Annotated in this window: 13 protein-coding genes; 9 read left to right on the top strand and 4 right to left on the bottom strand. The window is 68.3% G+C overall.

Annotation, left to right across the window (positions count from 1 at the left end; all coding sequences use genetic code 11):
- Nucleotides 1-3: 3 nt before the first annotated feature.
- The 7 genes from gloB to BLP95_RS06470 all read left to right on the top strand — a co-directional run bounded on the left by gloB (nucleotide 4) and on the right by BLP95_RS06470 (nucleotide 9,609).
- Nucleotides 4-771, top strand: coding sequence for a hydroxyacylglutathione hydrolase (gene gloB, locus BLP95_RS06440; RefSeq protein WP_089677572.1), 768 nt, complete (start codon nucleotides 4-6; stop codon nucleotides 769-771).
- 74 nt (nucleotides 772-845) lie between these two features.
- Nucleotides 846-2,045: a transglycosylase SLT domain-containing protein gene (locus tag BLP95_RS06445; protein ID WP_089677573.1), complete on the top strand. Its 1,200-nt coding sequence runs from the start codon at nucleotides 846-848 to the stop codon at nucleotides 2,043-2,045.
- Between the two features lie 111 nt (nucleotides 2,046-2,156).
- On the top strand, nucleotides 2,157-4,013 hold the full coding sequence (locus BLP95_RS06450) for an extracellular solute-binding protein (RefSeq protein ID WP_089677574.1): 1,857 nt from the start codon (nucleotides 2,157-2,159) through the stop codon (nucleotides 4,011-4,013).
- Nucleotides 4,014-4,016: 3 nt separating this feature from the next.
- Entirely contained in the window at nucleotides 4,017-5,090 is a 1,074-nt protein-coding gene (locus BLP95_RS06455; protein ID WP_089677575.1) for a microcin C ABC transporter permease YejB, read from the top strand.
- A gap of 4 nt (nucleotides 5,091-5,094) precedes the next feature.
- The gene (locus tag BLP95_RS06460) at nucleotides 5,095-6,162 is read left to right on the top strand and encodes an ABC transporter permease (protein WP_089677576.1); all 1,068 of its coding nucleotides are present in this window, start codon (nucleotides 5,095-5,097) and stop codon (nucleotides 6,160-6,162) included.
- The gene (locus BLP95_RS06465) at nucleotides 6,155-7,765 is read left to right on the top strand and encodes an ABC transporter ATP-binding protein (RefSeq protein ID WP_089677577.1); all 1,611 of its coding nucleotides are present in this window, start codon (nucleotides 6,155-6,157) and stop codon (nucleotides 7,763-7,765) included. Before BLP95_RS06460 ends, BLP95_RS06465 begins: the two co-directional genes overlap by 8 nt.
- Before the next feature lie 53 nt (nucleotides 7,766-7,818).
- A complete protein-coding gene (locus BLP95_RS06470; RefSeq protein WP_089677578.1) occupies nucleotides 7,819-9,609 on the top strand; it encodes a GGDEF domain-containing protein in 1,791 nt (596 codons plus the stop codon).
- A 25-nt stretch (nucleotides 9,610-9,634) separates the two neighbouring features.
- Here BLP95_RS06470 and BLP95_RS06475 read toward each other — a convergent pair whose 3' ends face one another.
- The 3 genes from BLP95_RS06475 to BLP95_RS06485 all read right to left on the bottom strand — a co-directional run bounded on the left by BLP95_RS06475 (nucleotide 9,635) and on the right by BLP95_RS06485 (nucleotide 12,459).
- Nucleotides 9,635-10,333, bottom strand: coding sequence for a pseudouridine synthase (locus tag BLP95_RS06475; RefSeq protein ID WP_089677579.1), 699 nt, complete (start codon nucleotides 10,331-10,333; stop codon nucleotides 9,635-9,637).
- The gene (locus BLP95_RS06480; RefSeq protein ID WP_089677580.1) at nucleotides 10,333-11,148 is read right to left on the bottom strand and encodes an amidohydrolase; all 816 of its coding nucleotides are present in this window, start codon (nucleotides 11,146-11,148) and stop codon (nucleotides 10,333-10,335) included. Before BLP95_RS06480 ends, BLP95_RS06475 begins: the two co-directional genes overlap by 1 nt.
- Nucleotides 11,149-11,283: 135 nt before the next feature.
- Nucleotides 11,284-12,459, bottom strand: a complete 1,176-nt coding sequence (locus tag BLP95_RS06485) for an RNA-guided endonuclease InsQ/TnpB family protein (protein WP_089677581.1) — start codon at nucleotides 12,457-12,459, stop codon at nucleotides 11,284-11,286.
- A gap of 164 nt (nucleotides 12,460-12,623) precedes the next feature.
- On the opposite strand from BLP95_RS06485, the gene rarD reads away from it, so the two are divergent.
- The gene (gene rarD, locus BLP95_RS06490) at nucleotides 12,624-13,544 is read left to right on the top strand and encodes an EamA family transporter RarD (RefSeq protein ID WP_089677582.1); all 921 of its coding nucleotides are present in this window, start codon (nucleotides 12,624-12,626) and stop codon (nucleotides 13,542-13,544) included.
- A 34-nt stretch (nucleotides 13,545-13,578) separates the two neighbouring features.
- Here the strand turns inward: rarD and BLP95_RS06495 are convergent, their stop codons facing one another.
- Entirely contained in the window at nucleotides 13,579-14,853 is a 1,275-nt protein-coding gene (locus BLP95_RS06495) for an O-acetylhomoserine aminocarboxypropyltransferase/cysteine synthase family protein (RefSeq protein ID WP_089677583.1), read from the bottom strand.
- A 120-nt stretch (nucleotides 14,854-14,973) separates the two neighbouring features.
- Between BLP95_RS06495 and BLP95_RS06500 the strand changes: the two genes are divergently transcribed.
- On the top strand, nucleotides 14,974-16,707 hold the full coding sequence (locus tag BLP95_RS06500) for a SulP family inorganic anion transporter (protein WP_089677584.1): 1,734 nt from the start codon (nucleotides 14,974-14,976) through the stop codon (nucleotides 16,705-16,707).
- Nucleotides 16,708-16,752 lie beyond the last annotated feature (45 nt).

The following is a 16,752-nucleotide window of genomic DNA, read 5'->3' on the forward strand; positions in this document are numbered from 1 at the left end:
CCCATGTTGAGCGTGACACCGATTCCCGCGTTTAGCGACAACTATATCTGGCTTCTGCGCCAGGACACGAGCCCCGAGGTCTGCGTGGTCGACCCCGGCGACGCCACCCCGGTCATCGAGCTGCTGGAACGCGAGGGACTCACGCTCTCGACCGTGCTGATCACCCACCACCATCAGGACCACACCGGTGGCCTGGACGAGCTGATCAAGCGCTACTCGCCGCGGGTGATCGGCCCCGACAACGACGCCATCGCGGGCATCGACACCCCGGTCACCGAGGGCGACGAGGTTCGCGTCATGGGTCGGCTGTTCGAGGTGATCGCGGTGCCGGGGCATACCCTGGACCATATCGCCTTCTTCACCGCGGGCATTCCCCCGCTGCTGTTCGGCGGCGACAGCCTGTTCAGCGCCGGCTGCGGCCGGCTGTTCGAGGGCGACCCGGCGCAGATGCATGCCTCGCTCGGCAAGCTCGCCGCCCTCCCGGACGACACCCTGGTGTTCGCCGCCCACGAATACACCCTGGCCAACCTGCGCTTCGCCCAGGCGGCCGACCCCCACAACCCGGACGTGACCCAGGCCATGGAGGAGTGCCAGCGTGCCAGGGAGCTCGAGCGCCCCACGCTGCCCACGTCCCTGGCCCGCGAGAAACGCATCAACCCCTTCCTGCGCGTGGCGGATGCCGGCGTGCGCCAGGCCGCCTCGGCCCATGGCGACGTCGACAGCGACGAGGCGACCTTCGCCACCCTGCGCGCCTGGAAGGACAATTTCTGAACTCGATCCCTGGACGCTACCGGCCTTCCGGCCATGCCGGAGGGCAACCACGCGCCTTGGAGGAACACGACCGGATGACCTACCACACCACCCGCCGCAGGCTGTTCGCCTTCGCCAGCAGCGCCGCGCTGCTCGGCGCCCTGATGAGTGCCGGCATGCAGAGCCAGGCCTCCACCCTGGAGCGCCGCGCCACCGCGGGCATCGAGCCCAGCGAGGTGGCCCAGCCCTCACCCTATGGGCTGGCCCGCCACTTCTGGGATGCCCTGGCGCTGGAACCCCGTGACGCCTGGAGCCGGCTGAGAAGCCGCCTCGCGTGGCAGGACGGCATCGACAGACCCCGCGTGCAGGCGTGGATCGACCACTACCGCCAGGCCCCGCACAACATCGTCGAGATCACCGAGCGCGCTCGTCCCTGGCTCGCCTGGATCATCGAGAGGGTCGAGGAGCGCGGCCTGCCCGCCGAGATCGCCCTGATCCCCTTCGTCGAGAGCTCCTTCGATCCGGGTGCCCGCTCCCATCGTGGCGCCGCCGGCCTGTGGCAGTTCATGCCGCGCACCGGCGACGCCCTGGGCCTTGCCCGCCAGCGCGGCTACGATGGCCGCCTCGATGTGGTGGCCTCGACCCGCGCCGCCCTGGACTATATCGAGGGCCAGGCGGAGCAGTGGTACGACGGCGACATCCAGCTCTCCCTGGCTGCCTACAACGCCGGCGCAGGCACCGTGAACCGGGCGCGTCGCCAGGCGCTGGCCGAGGGCAAGAGCGGCGACTACTGGAGCCTCTCGCTGCCCGGCGAGACCATGGACTACGTGCCCAAGCTCAAGGCGATCGCCGCCATCATCGCCAACCCTGACGAGTACCAGGTCGCCCTGCCCGAGATCGAGGACGCCCCGGCCTTCGCCAAGGTTCCCGTCAACCAGCCGCTGCGTCTGGACGAGGCGGCCCGCCTGGCGGGCGTGCCCCACCAGACGCTGGCCGAGCTCAACCCCGGCGTCACCGGCGGCGTGGTGCCGCCGGGTGGCGGCCGCGTGCTGCTGGTGCCCACCGAGCGCGCCGACGAGCTCATGGCCCGCCTGGCGTCGCCCGCCCCCGCCTTGGCAAGCACCCAGACCGGCGACGACCGCTACGTGGTTCGCCGGGGCGATACCCTGGCCGCCATCGCCGCCCGCCAGGGGGTCAGCGTCGACGAGATCCGCCAGGCCAACGGCCTCACCGGCAGCCTGATCCGCCCCGGCCAGGCCCTGACGCTGCCGACCCGAAGCCTCGCCTCCCGTTGAGGCAGGCCCCGGCGTGAGGCGAGGGCGGGACTTGTCTTTCACGCCCGCCGCTGAGACCTTAGGAGCGACGCCGGCAGCGGCCGGCGACGTTGTCGACACGGGATGTCAAGGATGCCTCGACCGTCACGCCGGACCACCACACTACTGCTGCTGAGCCTGTTGGCGCCGCTAGCCAGCGCCCAGTCGCCGGATGCCTCGCCTGCCGGTGAGTCGGTACCCACGGTGCATGGCCTGGCGCTCTACGGCGAGCCGGCGCTGCCGGAGGGTTTTGCCCACTTCCCCTATGTCGACCCCGAGGCGCCCAGCGGCGGCACCCTGACCCAGGCGGCGGTAGGCGGCAGCTTCGACTCCACCAACCCCTTCATCATCCGTGGCACCCCGGCCGCGGATGTCTCGCAGATCTACGACACCCTGCTGGCCGGCAACCCCGACGAGCCCTTCTCGCTCTACGGGCTGCTCGCCGAGGGCATCCGCCTCGATCCAGCACGCGAGTGGGTGGAGTTCGACCTGCGTCCCGCGGCGCGCTTCCACGACGGCGAGCCAGTGACCGCCGAGGACGTGGTGTTAAGCTTCGAATTGCTCACCGAACAGGGCAATCCCTTCTACGGCGCCTACTACGCCGACGTGGAGGCGGTGACGGCGCTGGACACCGACACCGTGCGCTTCGACTTCGCCTCGACCCACTCCCGAGAGCTGCCACTGATCGTCGGCCAGCTGCCGGTGCTGCCGAAACATTACTGGGAAGGCCGCGACTTCACCTCCCCGACCCTCGATGCCCATCCCGGCTCCGGCCCCTACCGCATCGCGGAGGTCGACCCGGGGCGGCGCATCGTCTATGAACGTGACCCCGACTACTGGGGACGCCAGCTGCCGGTCAATCGCGGCCGCCACAACATCGACCGCCTGGTCTATGACTATTATCGTGACCGCGACATCGCCTGGGAGGCCTTCAAGGCGGGCCTGCTGGACTTTCGCATCGACGCACGCGCCGCCACCTGGGCGATCGGCTATGACTTCCCCGCCTTCGAGGAGGGGCTGGTGAGGAAGGTCACGGTGCCGGACGGCCAGCCGGCACGCATGCAGGCTTTCGTCTTCAACCTGCGCAAGGAGCGGTTCCAGGACCGGCGCGTGCGCGAGGCGCTGGCGCTGACCTTCGATTTCCCCTGGCTCAACGCCAACATCTTCTATGACGCCTACCGGCGCACCGAGAGCTTCTTCCAGAACTCCGAGATGGCCGCCGAGGGGCTGCCGAGCGACGCCGAGCTCGAGGTGCTGGCCCCCTGGCGAGACGAGCTCCCCGAGGCGGTCTTCACCGAACCGGTGCCCCTGGAGCAGCCCGACGCCCTGCGCGAGCGCCTGCGCCGGGCCCTAGAGCTGCTGCGCGAGGCGGGCTACCGGGTCGACGACGGACGCCTGGTGGACGGCGAGACGGGAGAGCCGCTGACCCTCGAGGTGCTGCTCTACGACACCGGCCTTGAGCGGGTGGTGCAGCCGATGCTGCGAAACATGGCGCGCCTCGGCATCCAGGGGCGCATCCGCATCGTCGATATCAACCAGTACCTCAACCGGCTGCGCGGCTTCGACTTCGACATGGTGATCGGCCAGTTCCCCCAGTCCAACAACCCCGGCAACGAGCAGCGGGAGTTCTGGACCGGCGACTTCGCCGAGGTGCCCCAGAGCCGCAACCTCATGGGGCTCGACCACCCCGCGGTGGACGACCTGGTGGCCCGACTGATCCGTGCCGACAGCCGTGAGGAGCTCAACACCCTGGCCCGGGCGCTGGACCGCGTCCTGCTGCACCTGCATATCGTCATTCCCCACTACCACTCCGGGGAGACCCGTATCGCGGTGTGGGACAAGTTCGGCTGGCCCGAGCCCGGCCCCGAATACGGCATGGACATGGCCGCCTGGTGGGTCGACCCCGAGCGGGCGGCCCTCATCGAACGTCGCCAGCGCGGAGGCCGCTAAGCCATGGGTCGCTATGTCCTGCGTCGCCTGCTGCTGATGATCCCCACCCTGCTGGGGATCATGCTGCTCAACTTCATCATCGTGCAGGCCGCCCCGGGGGGCCCCATCGACCAGATGCTGGCTCGCTTCGAGGGGGCCGATGCCATGGCCAGCACCCGCCTGGATACCGGCGGCGGCGAGGTGGTGGTGCAGAACGAGTCGCGCGGCGCGCGCGGCATCGACCCGCGCTTCATCGAGCAGCTCGAGGCGCAGTTCGGCTTCGACCAGCCGGCCCACGAGCGCTTCCTCGGCATGCTGGCCGACTACGCCACCTTCGACTTCGGTACCAGCTTCTTCCGCGACCGGCCGGTGATCGAGCTGATGATCGAGCGCCTGCCGGTGTCGGTGTCGCTGGGACTCTGGACCACCCTGCTGGTCTACCTGATCTCCATCCCGCTGGGGATCCGCAAGGCGCTGACCCACGGCTCGCGCTTCGATGTCTGGACCTCGGGACTGGTCATCGTCGGCTACGCCATCCCCGGCTTCCTGTTCGCCATCCTGCTGGTGGTACTGTTCGCCGGGGGCAGCTACTGGGACCTCTTCCCGCTGCGCGGCCTCACCTCGCCCAACTTCGATGACCTATCCACCTGGGGCAAGGTCAAGGACTACGCCTGGCACATCACCCTGCCGGTGATCGCCATGACCATCGGCAGCTTCGCCACCCTGACCATGCTGACCAAGAACAGCTTCCTCGACGAGATCCACAAGCAGTATGTGCTCACCGCCCGCGCCAAGGGCGCCAGCGACCGGCGCGTGCTCTACGGCCACGTCTTCCGCAACGCCATGCTGATCATCATCGCCGGCCTGCCCGGGGCCCTGGTGTCGATCTTCTTCACCGGGTCACTGCTGATCGAGGTAATCTTCTCCCTGGAGGGGCTCGGGCTGCTCGGCTTCGAGGCGGTGATGCAGCGCGACTACCCGGTGATCTTCGGCACCCTCTTCCTCTATACCCTGATCGGGCTGCTGCTCAAGCTGGTCTCCGATCTGACCTATGTGTGGGTCGACCCGCGCATCGACTTCGAGACACGGGAGTCCTGAGCCGATGGCCCTATCGTTCGCCTCCCTGGCCGGGCGCGTCTCGCCCATCACCCGCCGCCGCCTGCGAGTCTTTCGTGCCAACCGCCGCGCCTGGGTGTCGCTGTGGCTGTTCACCGCGCTGTTCGTGGTGAGCCTCGCCGCCGAGCTGATCGCCAACGACAAGCCGCTGGTGATGCAGTACCAGGGCGACTGGTACGTGCCGCTGCTGGTCGACTACCCGGAGACCGAGTTCGGCGGCTTCCTGCCCACTACCGCCGACTATCACGACCCCTTCGTCCAGGCGCAGATCGCCGAGCACGGCTGGGCGCTGTGGCCACCGGTACCCTTCTCCTACCAGACCCTGGACATGCAGATGATGCGGCCCTCGCCGGCACCGCCGGATGGCCGCCACTGGCTGGGCACCGACGACCAGGGGCGCGACGTGCTGGCGCGGGTGATCTACGGCTTTCGCCTCTCGGTGGTGTTCGCCCTGGTCCTCACCGCGGGCTCGCTGGCCCTGGGGGTGCTGGTGGGCGGCATCCAGGGCTACTTCGGTGGCAAGACCGACCTGATCGGCCAGCGCCTGACCGAGATCTGGCAGGGGCTGCCGGTGCTCTTCCTGCTGATCATCCTGGCCAGCTTCGTGCAGCCGGGCTTCTGGTGGCTGCTGGGCATCATGCTGCTGTTCTCCTGGCTGGGCCTGATCGACGTGGTACGCGCCGAATTCCTGCGCGCCCGCAACCTGGAGTACGTGCGCGCCGCCCGGGCCATGGGGCTCCCGCCGCGGCTGATCATGTGGCGCCATGTGCTGCCCAACGCCATGGTCGCCACCCTGACCTTCATCCCCTTCCTGTTCACCGGCGCCATCACCACCCTCACCGCCCTGGACTTCCTGGGCTTCGGCCTGCCCCCGGGCTCCCCGTCGCTGGGGGAGCTGGTGGCCCAGGGCAAGAACAACCTGCACGCCCCCTGGCTCGGCATCACCGCCTTCGTCAGCCTGTCGCTGATGCTCTCGCTGCTGGTGTTCATCGGCGAGGGGCTGCGCGACGCCTTCGACCCGCGGCATATCCAGAGGAGTCCCGCCGATGCCTGACCTGCTGCGCCTGGAGGAGTTCTCCATCGCCTTCGACGGCGTCACCGTGGTGGACCGCCTCTCGCTCAGGGTGGGACGCGGCGAGACCCTGGCGCTGGTGGGCGAATCGGGCTCCGGCAAGTCGGTCACCGCCTTGGGGGCCATGGACCTGTTGCCGCGCAACGCCGGCGTCAGCGGCGGCCGCTTCCTGGGCGATACCGACCTCTCGCGCCTCAAGGGCCGGGAGTGGCAGGGGCTGCGCGGTGGCCGGGTCGGCTTCGTGTTCCAGGAGCCGATGACCTCGCTCAACCCACTGCACACCGTGGGCAAGCAGATCGGCGAAACCCTGCGCCTGCACCAGGGCCTCGCCGGCCGGGCGGCGCGGGCCCGGGTCATCGAGTTGCTCGCCCAGGTGAAGCTGCCGCGCCCCGAGGAGCTCGCCGACGCCTGGCCCCACCAGCTCTCCGGGGGACAGCGCCAGCGGGTGATGATCGCCATGGCCATCGCCAACGACCCCGCCCTGCTGATCGCCGACGAGCCCACCACGGCGCTGGACGTCACCGTGCAGCAGGAGATCCTCGCCCTGCTCGCCGAGCTGCGCGACCGCCACGGCATGGGCATGCTCTTCATCACCCACGACCTCAACCTGGTGCGTCGCCACGCCGATCGCGTCTGCGTGCTCTACCAGGGCCGCGAGCAGGAGACCGGTCCCGTGGCGCGGGTCTTCGACGCCCCGCAAAGCGCCTACACCCGCACCCTGCTGGCGGCCGAGCCCGAGGGACGCCCCGCCCCGGTCAGCGACCCGGCGATGCTGCTTTCCGCCAAGGGGCTCGGCGTACGCTTCCAGCGCCCCAAGCGGCTGCTGATGAAGCGCCCGCCCGCCTTCGAGGCGGTTCGCCCGCTGTCGCTTTCGCTCGGCCGTGGCGAGACGCTGGGCATCGTCGGCGAGTCCGGCTCTGGCAAGACCACCCTGGCCCAGGCCCTATTGCGCCTGGTGGAGAGCCGCGGCGAGATCACCCTGAGTGACACCCGCCTGGACGCCCTCAGCGGGGCAGCGCTGCGGCGCATGCGCCAGCGCGCCCAGATCGTCTTCCAGGACCCCTTCGGCTCGCTCTCCCCGCGCCTGCCGGTCTCGGAGATCATCAGCGAGGGGCTGCGCTTCCACCATCCCGAGCTTGGCGAGCCGGAGGTCAGGCGGCGGGTCGCCGCTACCCTGCGTGAGGTGGGCCTGCCAGAGGACTGCGCCGGACGCTACCCCCACGAATTCTCCGGCGGCCAGCGCCAGCGCATCGCCGTGGCCCGCGCCATCATCCTCGAACCGGAGCTGCTGGTACTGGACGAACCCACCTCGGCGCTGGATCGCACCGTGCAGAAGCAGCTGGTGGCGCTGTTGCGTGACCTCCAGGCCCGGCGTGGGCTGAGCTACCTGTTCATCAGCCACGACCTGGCGGTGGTGCGCGCCATGGCCCATCGACTCCTGGTGCTCAAGGAGGGCGAGGTGGTCGAGGAAGGCGACTGCCTCGAGGTGCTGGCCAGGCCGCGCAGCGACTACACCCGGGCGCTGGTGACCGCGGCGGGCCTGGCCCCTAACGTGGAAGCAGCGCCCGTTCGGGGCGGGGACTGAGGCCCCAGCCCTCGGCTATACTCGGCGCGTCGCCACCTCCCGACGGGTTTCCGATGCGCCGTTCCCTGCTCTGCCAGATCCTCCTGCTGGCCCTGCTCTGCCTGCTCGGCCCCGCCATCGGCATGGCGGCCACGGCGCCGCCCCAGGACATCACCGGCTGGGAGTGGCGCTGGGGAGACAGCCCCCTGGATGCCTCGGGGTCACCCGCCTGGCTCAAAGACGCCGGCAGCGGCGAATGGCAGGTGATCGACTTCCCTTCCAACCCGCCCGGCCGGGCCGGTCATGAGCACCTCTGGCTGCGCACCACCCTGCCCGAGGGCGAGTGGCGGGACCCGGTGATCTACCTCTACAGCATCGACCTGATCGCCCAGTTCTTCCTCGACGGCGAGCCGCTCTACCAGTACGGCGAGTTCGATGACGTGGGGCGCGGCCGCTTCGCGGGCTGGCCCTGGCACATGATCGAGCTGCCCGAGGACTTCGCCGGCAAGCCGCTGCACGTGCGGGTCTTCTCGGACTACACCGACATCGGCCTGTGGGGCGAGGTGAAGCTGATAGACCGCTTCGACGCCCTGACCATGATCGTGCAGCGCGCCTGGGACGATGTGGTGATCGCCGGTGTCTCGCTGCTGCTGGCCCTGCTGGCCGGGGGCTTCGCCGCCATCGGCGCCCAGCGCCAGAGCCTCGCCGCGGTGGCGCTCTTCTCGCTGGCCGCCGGCGCCATGATCCTCGCCGAGACCCAGTTCAGCCAGCTGATGCTCAATCGGCCGCTGCTGTGGGATGGCATCGCCGCCACCGGCTACTTCACCCTCCCGGTGGCCATGGGGCTGCTGCTGACCCACTGGCTGGAAGGATGGCCACGACGCTGGATGCAGGGGCTGTGGCGGCTGCACCTGGTCTATCTCGTGGCCGCCCTGGTCCTGATCCTCACCGGGCGCGTCAGCATCGCCGCGACCTTTCCCCCGTTCGACCTGCTGCTGGCGATCACCCTGCCCATGATGCTGGTGCTGGCCAGCTGGCGGCTGCGTCGTCTGAACGGCGAGCAGCACTGGATCATCGGCAGCTTCGCGCTGATCGCCCTGCTGTTGCTGGCCGACATGGCGGTGGCCCATGGCCTGCTAGCCTGGCGCAAGGTACCGGTCAGCCTGGGGCTGCTCGCCTTCACCCTGGCCATCGTCGGGGTCTCGCTGTGGCACTACCGTCATACCCAGCAGCAGCTGGCGCGGCTCAACCGCCACCTGGAGGAGCAGGTACGCGAACGCACCGCCGAGCTCGACCGCCTGGTGCACAAGCTGGAGGGGTACTCCTACGAGGATCCGCTCACCGGACTCAAGAACCGACGCTTCTTCGACGAGCTGCTGCAGCACGAGGCGAGCCGCGCGGACCGCGAGGGGAAGCCGCTGTCGCTGATCATGATCGACCTGGACCACTTCAAGCGGATCAATGATCGCTACGGGCACGAGGCGGGGGACGGCGTGCTGATGGCGGTGGCCCAGCTGCTGCAGGAGCACTTCCGCGATGCCGACGTGGTGTGTCGCATGGGGGGCGAGGAGTTTGTCGCCCTGCTGCCCGGCGCCACCACCGAGCGCGCCGAGGCCCGGGCCAGGGACCTGGTCGAGCGGGTCCGGCGGCTCCGGCTGCAGCATGGCGATCTGGCGTTGCCAACACTCACCCTCTCCTGCGGCGTGGCCACCTATCCCTGTCACGCCCGGGAGCCCATCGCCCTGCTGGGGCTCGCCGACAAGGCGCTCTACCAGGCCAAGTACCAGGGGCGCGACCGCAGCGCGACCTGGAACAGGGCAACCAGCGATCCGGATCCGGCACCCCCTGGCGCCGCCGGCACCTGAGGCGCCGATCCCCTCGGGTCGCCGGTCAGAAGGCGGCGACCTCCTCGGCGTTCAGCTCCCGCCACTCCCCTTCGGAAAGCTCGCCCAGCGACAGCGGTCCGATGGACTCGCGGTGCAGGGCGACCACGTGATGGCCGATGGCGGCGAACATGCGCTTCACCTGGTGGTACTTGCCCTCGAAGAGGGTCAGCTCGGCGACGGTCGGTTCGCGCATGGCAAGCTCGGCCGGGCGGGTCGGCTTCTCCTCTCCATCGAGCAGGAGTCCCTCGGCGAAGCGGGCAATGGCGTCCTCGAGGGCGGCGCCCTCCAGCGGGTCAGCCAGGGTGACCCGGTAGACCTTGCCGCAACGATGCCTGGGGGAGGTGACGCGATGGGACCACTGGCCGTCATCGGATAGCAGCACCAGGCCGGTGGTGTCGACGTCCAGGCGCCCCACCGGCTGCAGGCGCTCCACCTTGGGCAGCGCGATCAGGTCGATGGCGCGGGGATAGAGGGTCCGGCGCGCCGTGCACTCCACCCCGGCCGGCTTGTGCAGCATCACGTAGCGCAGCCCCACCAGCGCCAGCGGCTGGCCGTTCCAGGTCACCTGGCTGGAGGCGTCCACCTGGGTGGCGGGGTTCTTCACTACCTCGCCGTCGACGCTCACCTCGCCGCGGTGCAGTGCCTTCTTGGCCAGGCTACGGGTCAGGTCGGTGGTCTCGGCGAGGAAACGGTCCAGGCGCATCAGCTGCCCACCCCATCGGCGAGGCCGAAGTGGTCGGCGTCACGCCAGGCGGGAAACTTCTCCCGGAAGCGCTGGAGCTCCTCCAGCGACAGAGTGCCGGTCTTGACGAAGGGTGTGCCTTCGGCCTCGTCGATCAGCGCCTCCCCCTTGGCGTCCACCAGCATGGAGTCACCGGCATAGGGCAGTCCCTTGGCGTCCTCGCCGACACGGTTCACGCCGATCACCGGGCACAAGTTCTCGATGGCCCGGGCCTGCAGCAGGATCCGCCAGGGGTGACGGCGCGGGGCCGGCCAGTTGGCTACGCACAGCAGGGCATCGTACTCGAAGTGCTCGCCCTCGCCGGGCTGCTGGCGCAGCCACACCGGGAAGCGCAGGTCGTAGCAGACGCTGAGCAGGATCCGGAATCCCTTGAGCTCGACGATGACCCGTTCGTGGCCCATGGCGTAGCGCTCGTGCTCGCCCGCCATGCGAAACAGATGACGCTTGTCGTAGGTGGCGATGGAGCCGTCGGGGCGTGCCCACACCAGGCGGTTGAAGTAGTCGCCGTGCTCGACGATCGCCACGCTACCGGTGACCACGCAACCACGCTGCCAGGCCTGCTCGCGCAGCCAGGCCACGGTGCGGCTCTCCTCCATAGGCTCGGCCATCTCCCTGGAGTTCATGGTGAAGCCGGTGGCGAACATCTCCGGCAGCACGATCAGGTCGGTGTCGTTGCCCCCCAGATCGCCCAGGGTCTCCTCCAGCATCCGGCAGTTGGCGGCCGGGTCTTCCCAGCGCAGGTCGCACTGCACCAGGGTCGTTCTGAGCTCGCTCATGGCGGCCTCCCTCGTCGTCGTGGCTGTTGCCGCCCAGACTACCCGACAGCACGAACACCGTCAGCCGGAACCATGGCCCGGCGGCAAATAGGCTGGTGACTGCTCCCCACCCTAGCGGGCGAGGCTTCCCACTTCTCAGGCAGCCGCCGTCGATGTGCCGGACTTACGCAAGCCTCCATGGGCAGAGACGGACAGCCCTTCCGCCTTCAACTGGATAATGCCTTGGTGCTTGATGTTCAGCGCCGCGTTAATGTCCCGGTCGTGGAGCGTATGGCAGGCAGGGCACTCCCACGACCGGATGTGTAACGGCATGGCGTCCACCTTGTGTTGACAGACATGGCAGGTCTTGGAACTGGCAAACCACGGGTCGATCTTGACCAGATGCTTGCCCTGCTCCCTGGCCTTGTATGCCAGCTTGGTGGTCAACGCGTGCCATGACGCATCGCCGATGTGCTTGGCGAGGCGGGCGTTTTTCATCATGTTGCGGACCTTCAGCGTCTCGACGATCACCGCTTGGCTGTCGTCAACGATCTGCCGGGACAGTTTATGCTGGAAGTCGTTTCGGGCGTTGGCCAGCCGCTCGTGAGCCTTGGCGACAAGTAGTCGTGCCTTGGCTCGATTAGCGCTACCTTTTTGCTTGCGTGACAGCGCCTGCTGTTTGCGCTTGAGGTTCCTCTGCGCCTGCTTGAAGAATCGCGGATTGGCGATCTTTCGGCCGTTCGAGTCAATGGCAAGGTGCGACAACCCCATGTCGAGGCCGACGACCTTGGCGCCCTCGACATCCTTCAGTAGTGCGGGGGCGGCGTGACCTGTTTCGTAGAGTAGCGAGGCGTAGTACTCGCCGGTGACCGTTCGGGTCAGGGTGATGCTTTTCAGCTCTCCCTCGACCTTACGGTGAACCTTGGCCTTGATCGGCCCAAGCTTGGGCACCTTGACCCAGTCGTCGCCAGCCTTGACGCCAACACAGTGGTAGCTGGACTGCTGGCCCCGCTTGCTCTTGAAGCGTGGGTAACCCGCCTTCTGCTTGGGATCGAAGAAACGCTGGAAGGCATGGTCGAGGTTCAGGCACGCTTGCTGGAGGGCGATGGAGTCAGCCTCTTTCAGCCAGCCGTACTTGCGCGATGTCTTGGCGACCGGCAGCAGCTTCTTGATGTCGTGCTTGGCGCTCAACGACTGCCCGTGACGTTGGTAGCGTTGGGACATGATGCGAAGGCCGGTGTTATAGACGAAGCGCACCGAACCGAACTGGCGGTTCAGGAACTCCGCCTGTTCGGTCGTGGGATAGATGCGTATCTTGGTAGCCTTCAGCATGGCGCGCCATTGATGCATGGATGTATGTACAGCTTATGCTGCCGGACCCCATACCGCCAACCCAGCAGCGCTATAGCGCTGCCCGCTTGTATACCCGCCCGAGTGGGCGAGGGTTTACGCGGATTTTGGCTAAGTTAATCGCTGTTTCGCTGACGAGAACCACGATGACCACCACGCCCATCGCCGCCGACAAGGAAGCCCGCCAGGGCGTCATCTTCGGGCTGGCCGCCTACACCATGTGGGGCTGCTTCCCGCTGTTCTTCGCCCTCTTCGAGGGGGTGCCCGCCTTCGAGATCCTGATCCACCGGGTGCTGTGGTCCTGCCTCTTCCTGGTGGGGCTGGTCACCCTGCTCGGGCGCTGGGCCCCGATCCGCGAGGCCCTCGGGCAGCCGCGGCGGCTAGGGCGGGTACTGGGCTGTGCGCTGCTGATCGCCTTCAACTGGGGGCTCTATATCTATTCGGTAGAGACCCGCCATGTGCTCCAGGCGAGCCTCGGCTACTTCATGACCCCGTTGGTCAACGTGGCGCTGGGGATGCTGGTGCTGCGCGAGACCATGCATCGCCTGCAGGCGGTGGCCGTGGGCCTGGCGGCGCTGGCGATCGCCCTGCAGCTGGTGATGCTCGGCGAGCTGCCCTGGATCAGCCTGGCGCTGGCCTTCTCGTTCGGTACCTACGGCCTGCTGCGCAAGCAGGTGCCCCTGGACGGCCTCTCGGGGCTCTTCGTGGAGACCCTGCTGCTGCTGCCGCTGGGGCTGATCACCCTGGGCTGGCTGACTCAGGCCGAGCTCTCGCACTTCCTGGGTGACACGCGCACCACCCTGCTGCTGATCGCCAGTGGGGTGATCACCGCCCTGCCGCTACTCGCCTTCGCCGGGGCCGCCCGGCGCCTGCGCCTGGCGACCCTGGGTTTCCTGATGTACCTGAACCCCACCATCCAGTTCTTCATCGCCCTGCTGGTGTTCGGCGAGCCGCTCTCCGGCGTGCAGCTGGCCACCTTCGTGCTGATCTGGACGGGCCTGGCGCTCTACTCCTGGTCGGCATGGCAGAGCCGGCCACGGGAGACCCCGCAGCCGGCCGGAAGGTAGCGGGACCCGGGGCCACAAGCGGCCCCGGGTCGTCTCAGGCCTGGCTCGCCGCCAGCGCCTGGTCGAGGTCGGCGATGATGTCGTCGACATGCTCGATACCGATGGAGAGGCGCACCATGTCCGCGGTCACACCCGCCTTGACCAGCTCCTCGTCGTTGAGCTGGCGGTGGGTAGTGGCCGCCGGGATCGAGGAGCAGGTCTTGGCGTCACCGATGTTGACCAGCCGCAGGATCATGTCCAGGGCATCGTAGAAACGTGCCCCTGCCTCGCGGCCGCCCTGGATACCGAAGCTCAGGATGCCGGAGGCGCGGCCGTCCATGTACTTCCTGGCCAGGGCGTGGTCCTTGTGGGACTCGAGGCCGGCATACTGCACCCAGGTCACGGCGTCGTGGCCCTGCAGGTACTCGGCGATGCGCTGGGTGTTGTCGCAGATACGCTCGATACGCAGGGAGAGGGTCTCGAGGCCCTGCAGCAGCTGCCATGCCGACTGGGCGGATAGCGCGGCCCCCATGTTGCGCAGCGGCACCACCCGGGCACGACCGATGAAGGCCGCCTCGCCCAGGTCCCGGGTATAGCAGACACCGTGGTAGGAGACATCCGGCTCGTTGAGCAGCGGAAAGCGCTCGGCATGTTCGGCCCACGGGAACTTGCCGGAGTCGACGATCACTCCGCCCACGGTGGTGCCGTGGCCGCCGATGTACTTGGTGGCGGAGTGGATCACGATGTCGGCCCCATGCTCGATGGGGCGCCACAGGAAGGGGGTGGGCACGGTGTTGTCGACGATCACCGGCACGCCATGGCGATGCGCCACCTCGGCCAGCGCCTCCATGTCCACCACGCTACCGGAGGGGTTACCCACGCTTTCGCAGAACACCGCCTTGGTACGCGCGTCGATCAGCCCCTCGAGGCCGGCGATGTCGTCCTTGTCGGCGAAGCGCACCTCGATGCCCTGGCGCGGCAGGGTATGGGCGAAGAGGTTGTAGGTGCCGCCGTAGAGTTCGCTGATGGAGACGATGTTGTCGCCCGCCTCGGCGATGGTCTGGATGGCGTAGGTGATCGCCGCCATGCCGGAGGCCACCGCCAGGCCGGCGATGCCACCCTCCAGCGCCGCCACGCGCTGCTCGAGCACGGCGCAGGTCGGGTTCATGATCCGCGAGTAGATGTTGCCCTCGACCTTGAGGTCGAAGAGGTCGGCGGCGTGCTGGGCGCTGTCGAAGGAGAAGGAGGTGGTCTGGTGGATCGGCACCGCCACCGCGTGCTGGTCGTCGGGGGCATAGCCGTGATGGAGGGCGATGGTTTCGCGTTGCATGGCGTGTCCTAGCGTGTCGTGAGGGTGTTGTCGGTTTCACTCGATGCTAACCAACCCTGAACCCGAGCACTAATATCGTTTAGGCTAATGCCTTATTCCCTCGACTCGACCAGGCAACGGATGCTGAAACGCTACCTGCCGGTTCTCACCTGGCTGCCCCACTACAATCGACGCCTGCTGGGGGCAGACCTGCTGGCCGGCGTGATCGTGACCGTGATGGTGATCCCCCAGTCGCTGGCCTATGCGCTGCTGGCCGGGCTGCCCGCCGTGGTGGGCCTCTACGCCAGCCTGCTGCCGGCGGTGCTCTATGCCCTCCTCGGCACCAGTCGCACCCTGGCGATCGGCCCGGTGGCGATCATCGCGCTGATGACCGGTACCGCGCTCTCCAGCGTGGCCACGCCAGGCAGCGCCGCCTACCTCGAGGCCGCGCTGGTGCTTTCGCTGCTCTCCGGCGCGATGCTGGTGGCCATGGGCCTGTTGCGCCTGGGCTTCTTCGCCAACTTCCTGAGCCACCCGGTGATCGCCGGCTTCCTCTCCTCCTCGGCGGTGCTGATCGCCATCAGCCAGTCGGCCCACCTGGCGGGCATCGACGCCGGGGGCTACAACGCCCTGGACCTGATCGCAAGCCTGGTCGGCAACCTCTCCCAGCTTCACTGGCCGACGCTTGCCATGGGACTCGGCACCCTGCTCTTCCTGGTACTTTCCCGACGCCATGGGGTACGGCTCTTCACTCGGCTGGGCCTCACCACCGGCACCGCATCGCTGATCGCCCGGGGGGCTCCCGTGCTGGCGGTGATCGCCACCACTTTGCTGAGCTGGCGCCTGGGGCTCGCCGGGCGCGGGGTGGCGGTGGTCGGCGACATCCCCGCCGGCCTGCCGCCGCTCACCCTGCCCACGCCGGAGCTCTCTCTATGGAAGGCGCTGCTGATTCCGGCACTGCTGATCAGCGTGGTGGGCTTCGTGGAGTCGATCTCCATGGCCCAGATGCTGGCCGCCCGGCGACGCCAGCGCATCTCCCCCAACCAGGAGCTGGTGGGCCTGGGTGGTGCCAACCTGGCGGCCGCCTTCACCGCCGGCATGCCGGTGACCGGCGGGCTCTCGCGTACCGTGATCAACGACGAGGCCGGTGCCCAGACGCCCCTGGCCGGGCTCTTCGCAGCACTCGGCATCGGCGGGGTGACGCTCGCCTTCACCCCCTTGCTGCATCACCTGCCCATCGCCACCCTGGCCGCCACCATCACCGTGGCGATCCTGACCCTGGTGGACATCCCGCTGATCCGCCAGACCTGGCGCTACTCGCGCAGCGACTTCTCGGCCATGGCGGTGACCATCCTGCTGACCCTGGTGGAGGGGGTCGAGGCCGGCATCATCAGCGGCGTGGTGCTCTCCATCGGCCTCTTCCTCTACCGCACCAGCCGCCCCCACAGCGCCGTGGTGGGCCGCATCCCCGGTACCGAGCACTTCAGGAGCATCACCCGCCACGAGGTCGAGACCCTCACCAGCGTCGCCTTCCTGCGCATCGACGAGAGCCTCTACTTCGCCAATGCGCGCTACCTCGAGGACACGGTGCTGCAGATGGTAGCCCGCGAGCCAGGGCTGGAGCACGTGGTGCTGATCTGCTCGGCGGTCAACCTGATCGACGCCTCGGCGCTGGAGAGCCTGGATGCCATCAACGCACGACTGCAGGAGGCGGAGGTCACGCTGCACCTGGCCGAGGTCAAGGGACCGGTGATGGACCGCCTCAAGCGCAGCGACTTCCTCGACGATCTGACGGGGCGGGTCTTTCTCAGCAGCTATGCCGCCTGGCAGGCGCTGAAGGCGAGCCCGGAGGCAGGCACAGAGGAGGCGCCGTAGCCTGGCGGCATTAACCCGGGTGCCGATATTCGGCTATCATGTCAG

Source organism: Halomonas shengliensis, assembly GCF_900104135.1.
Taxonomy (GTDB): domain Bacteria; phylum Pseudomonadota; class Gammaproteobacteria; order Pseudomonadales; family Halomonadaceae; genus Halomonas; species Halomonas shengliensis.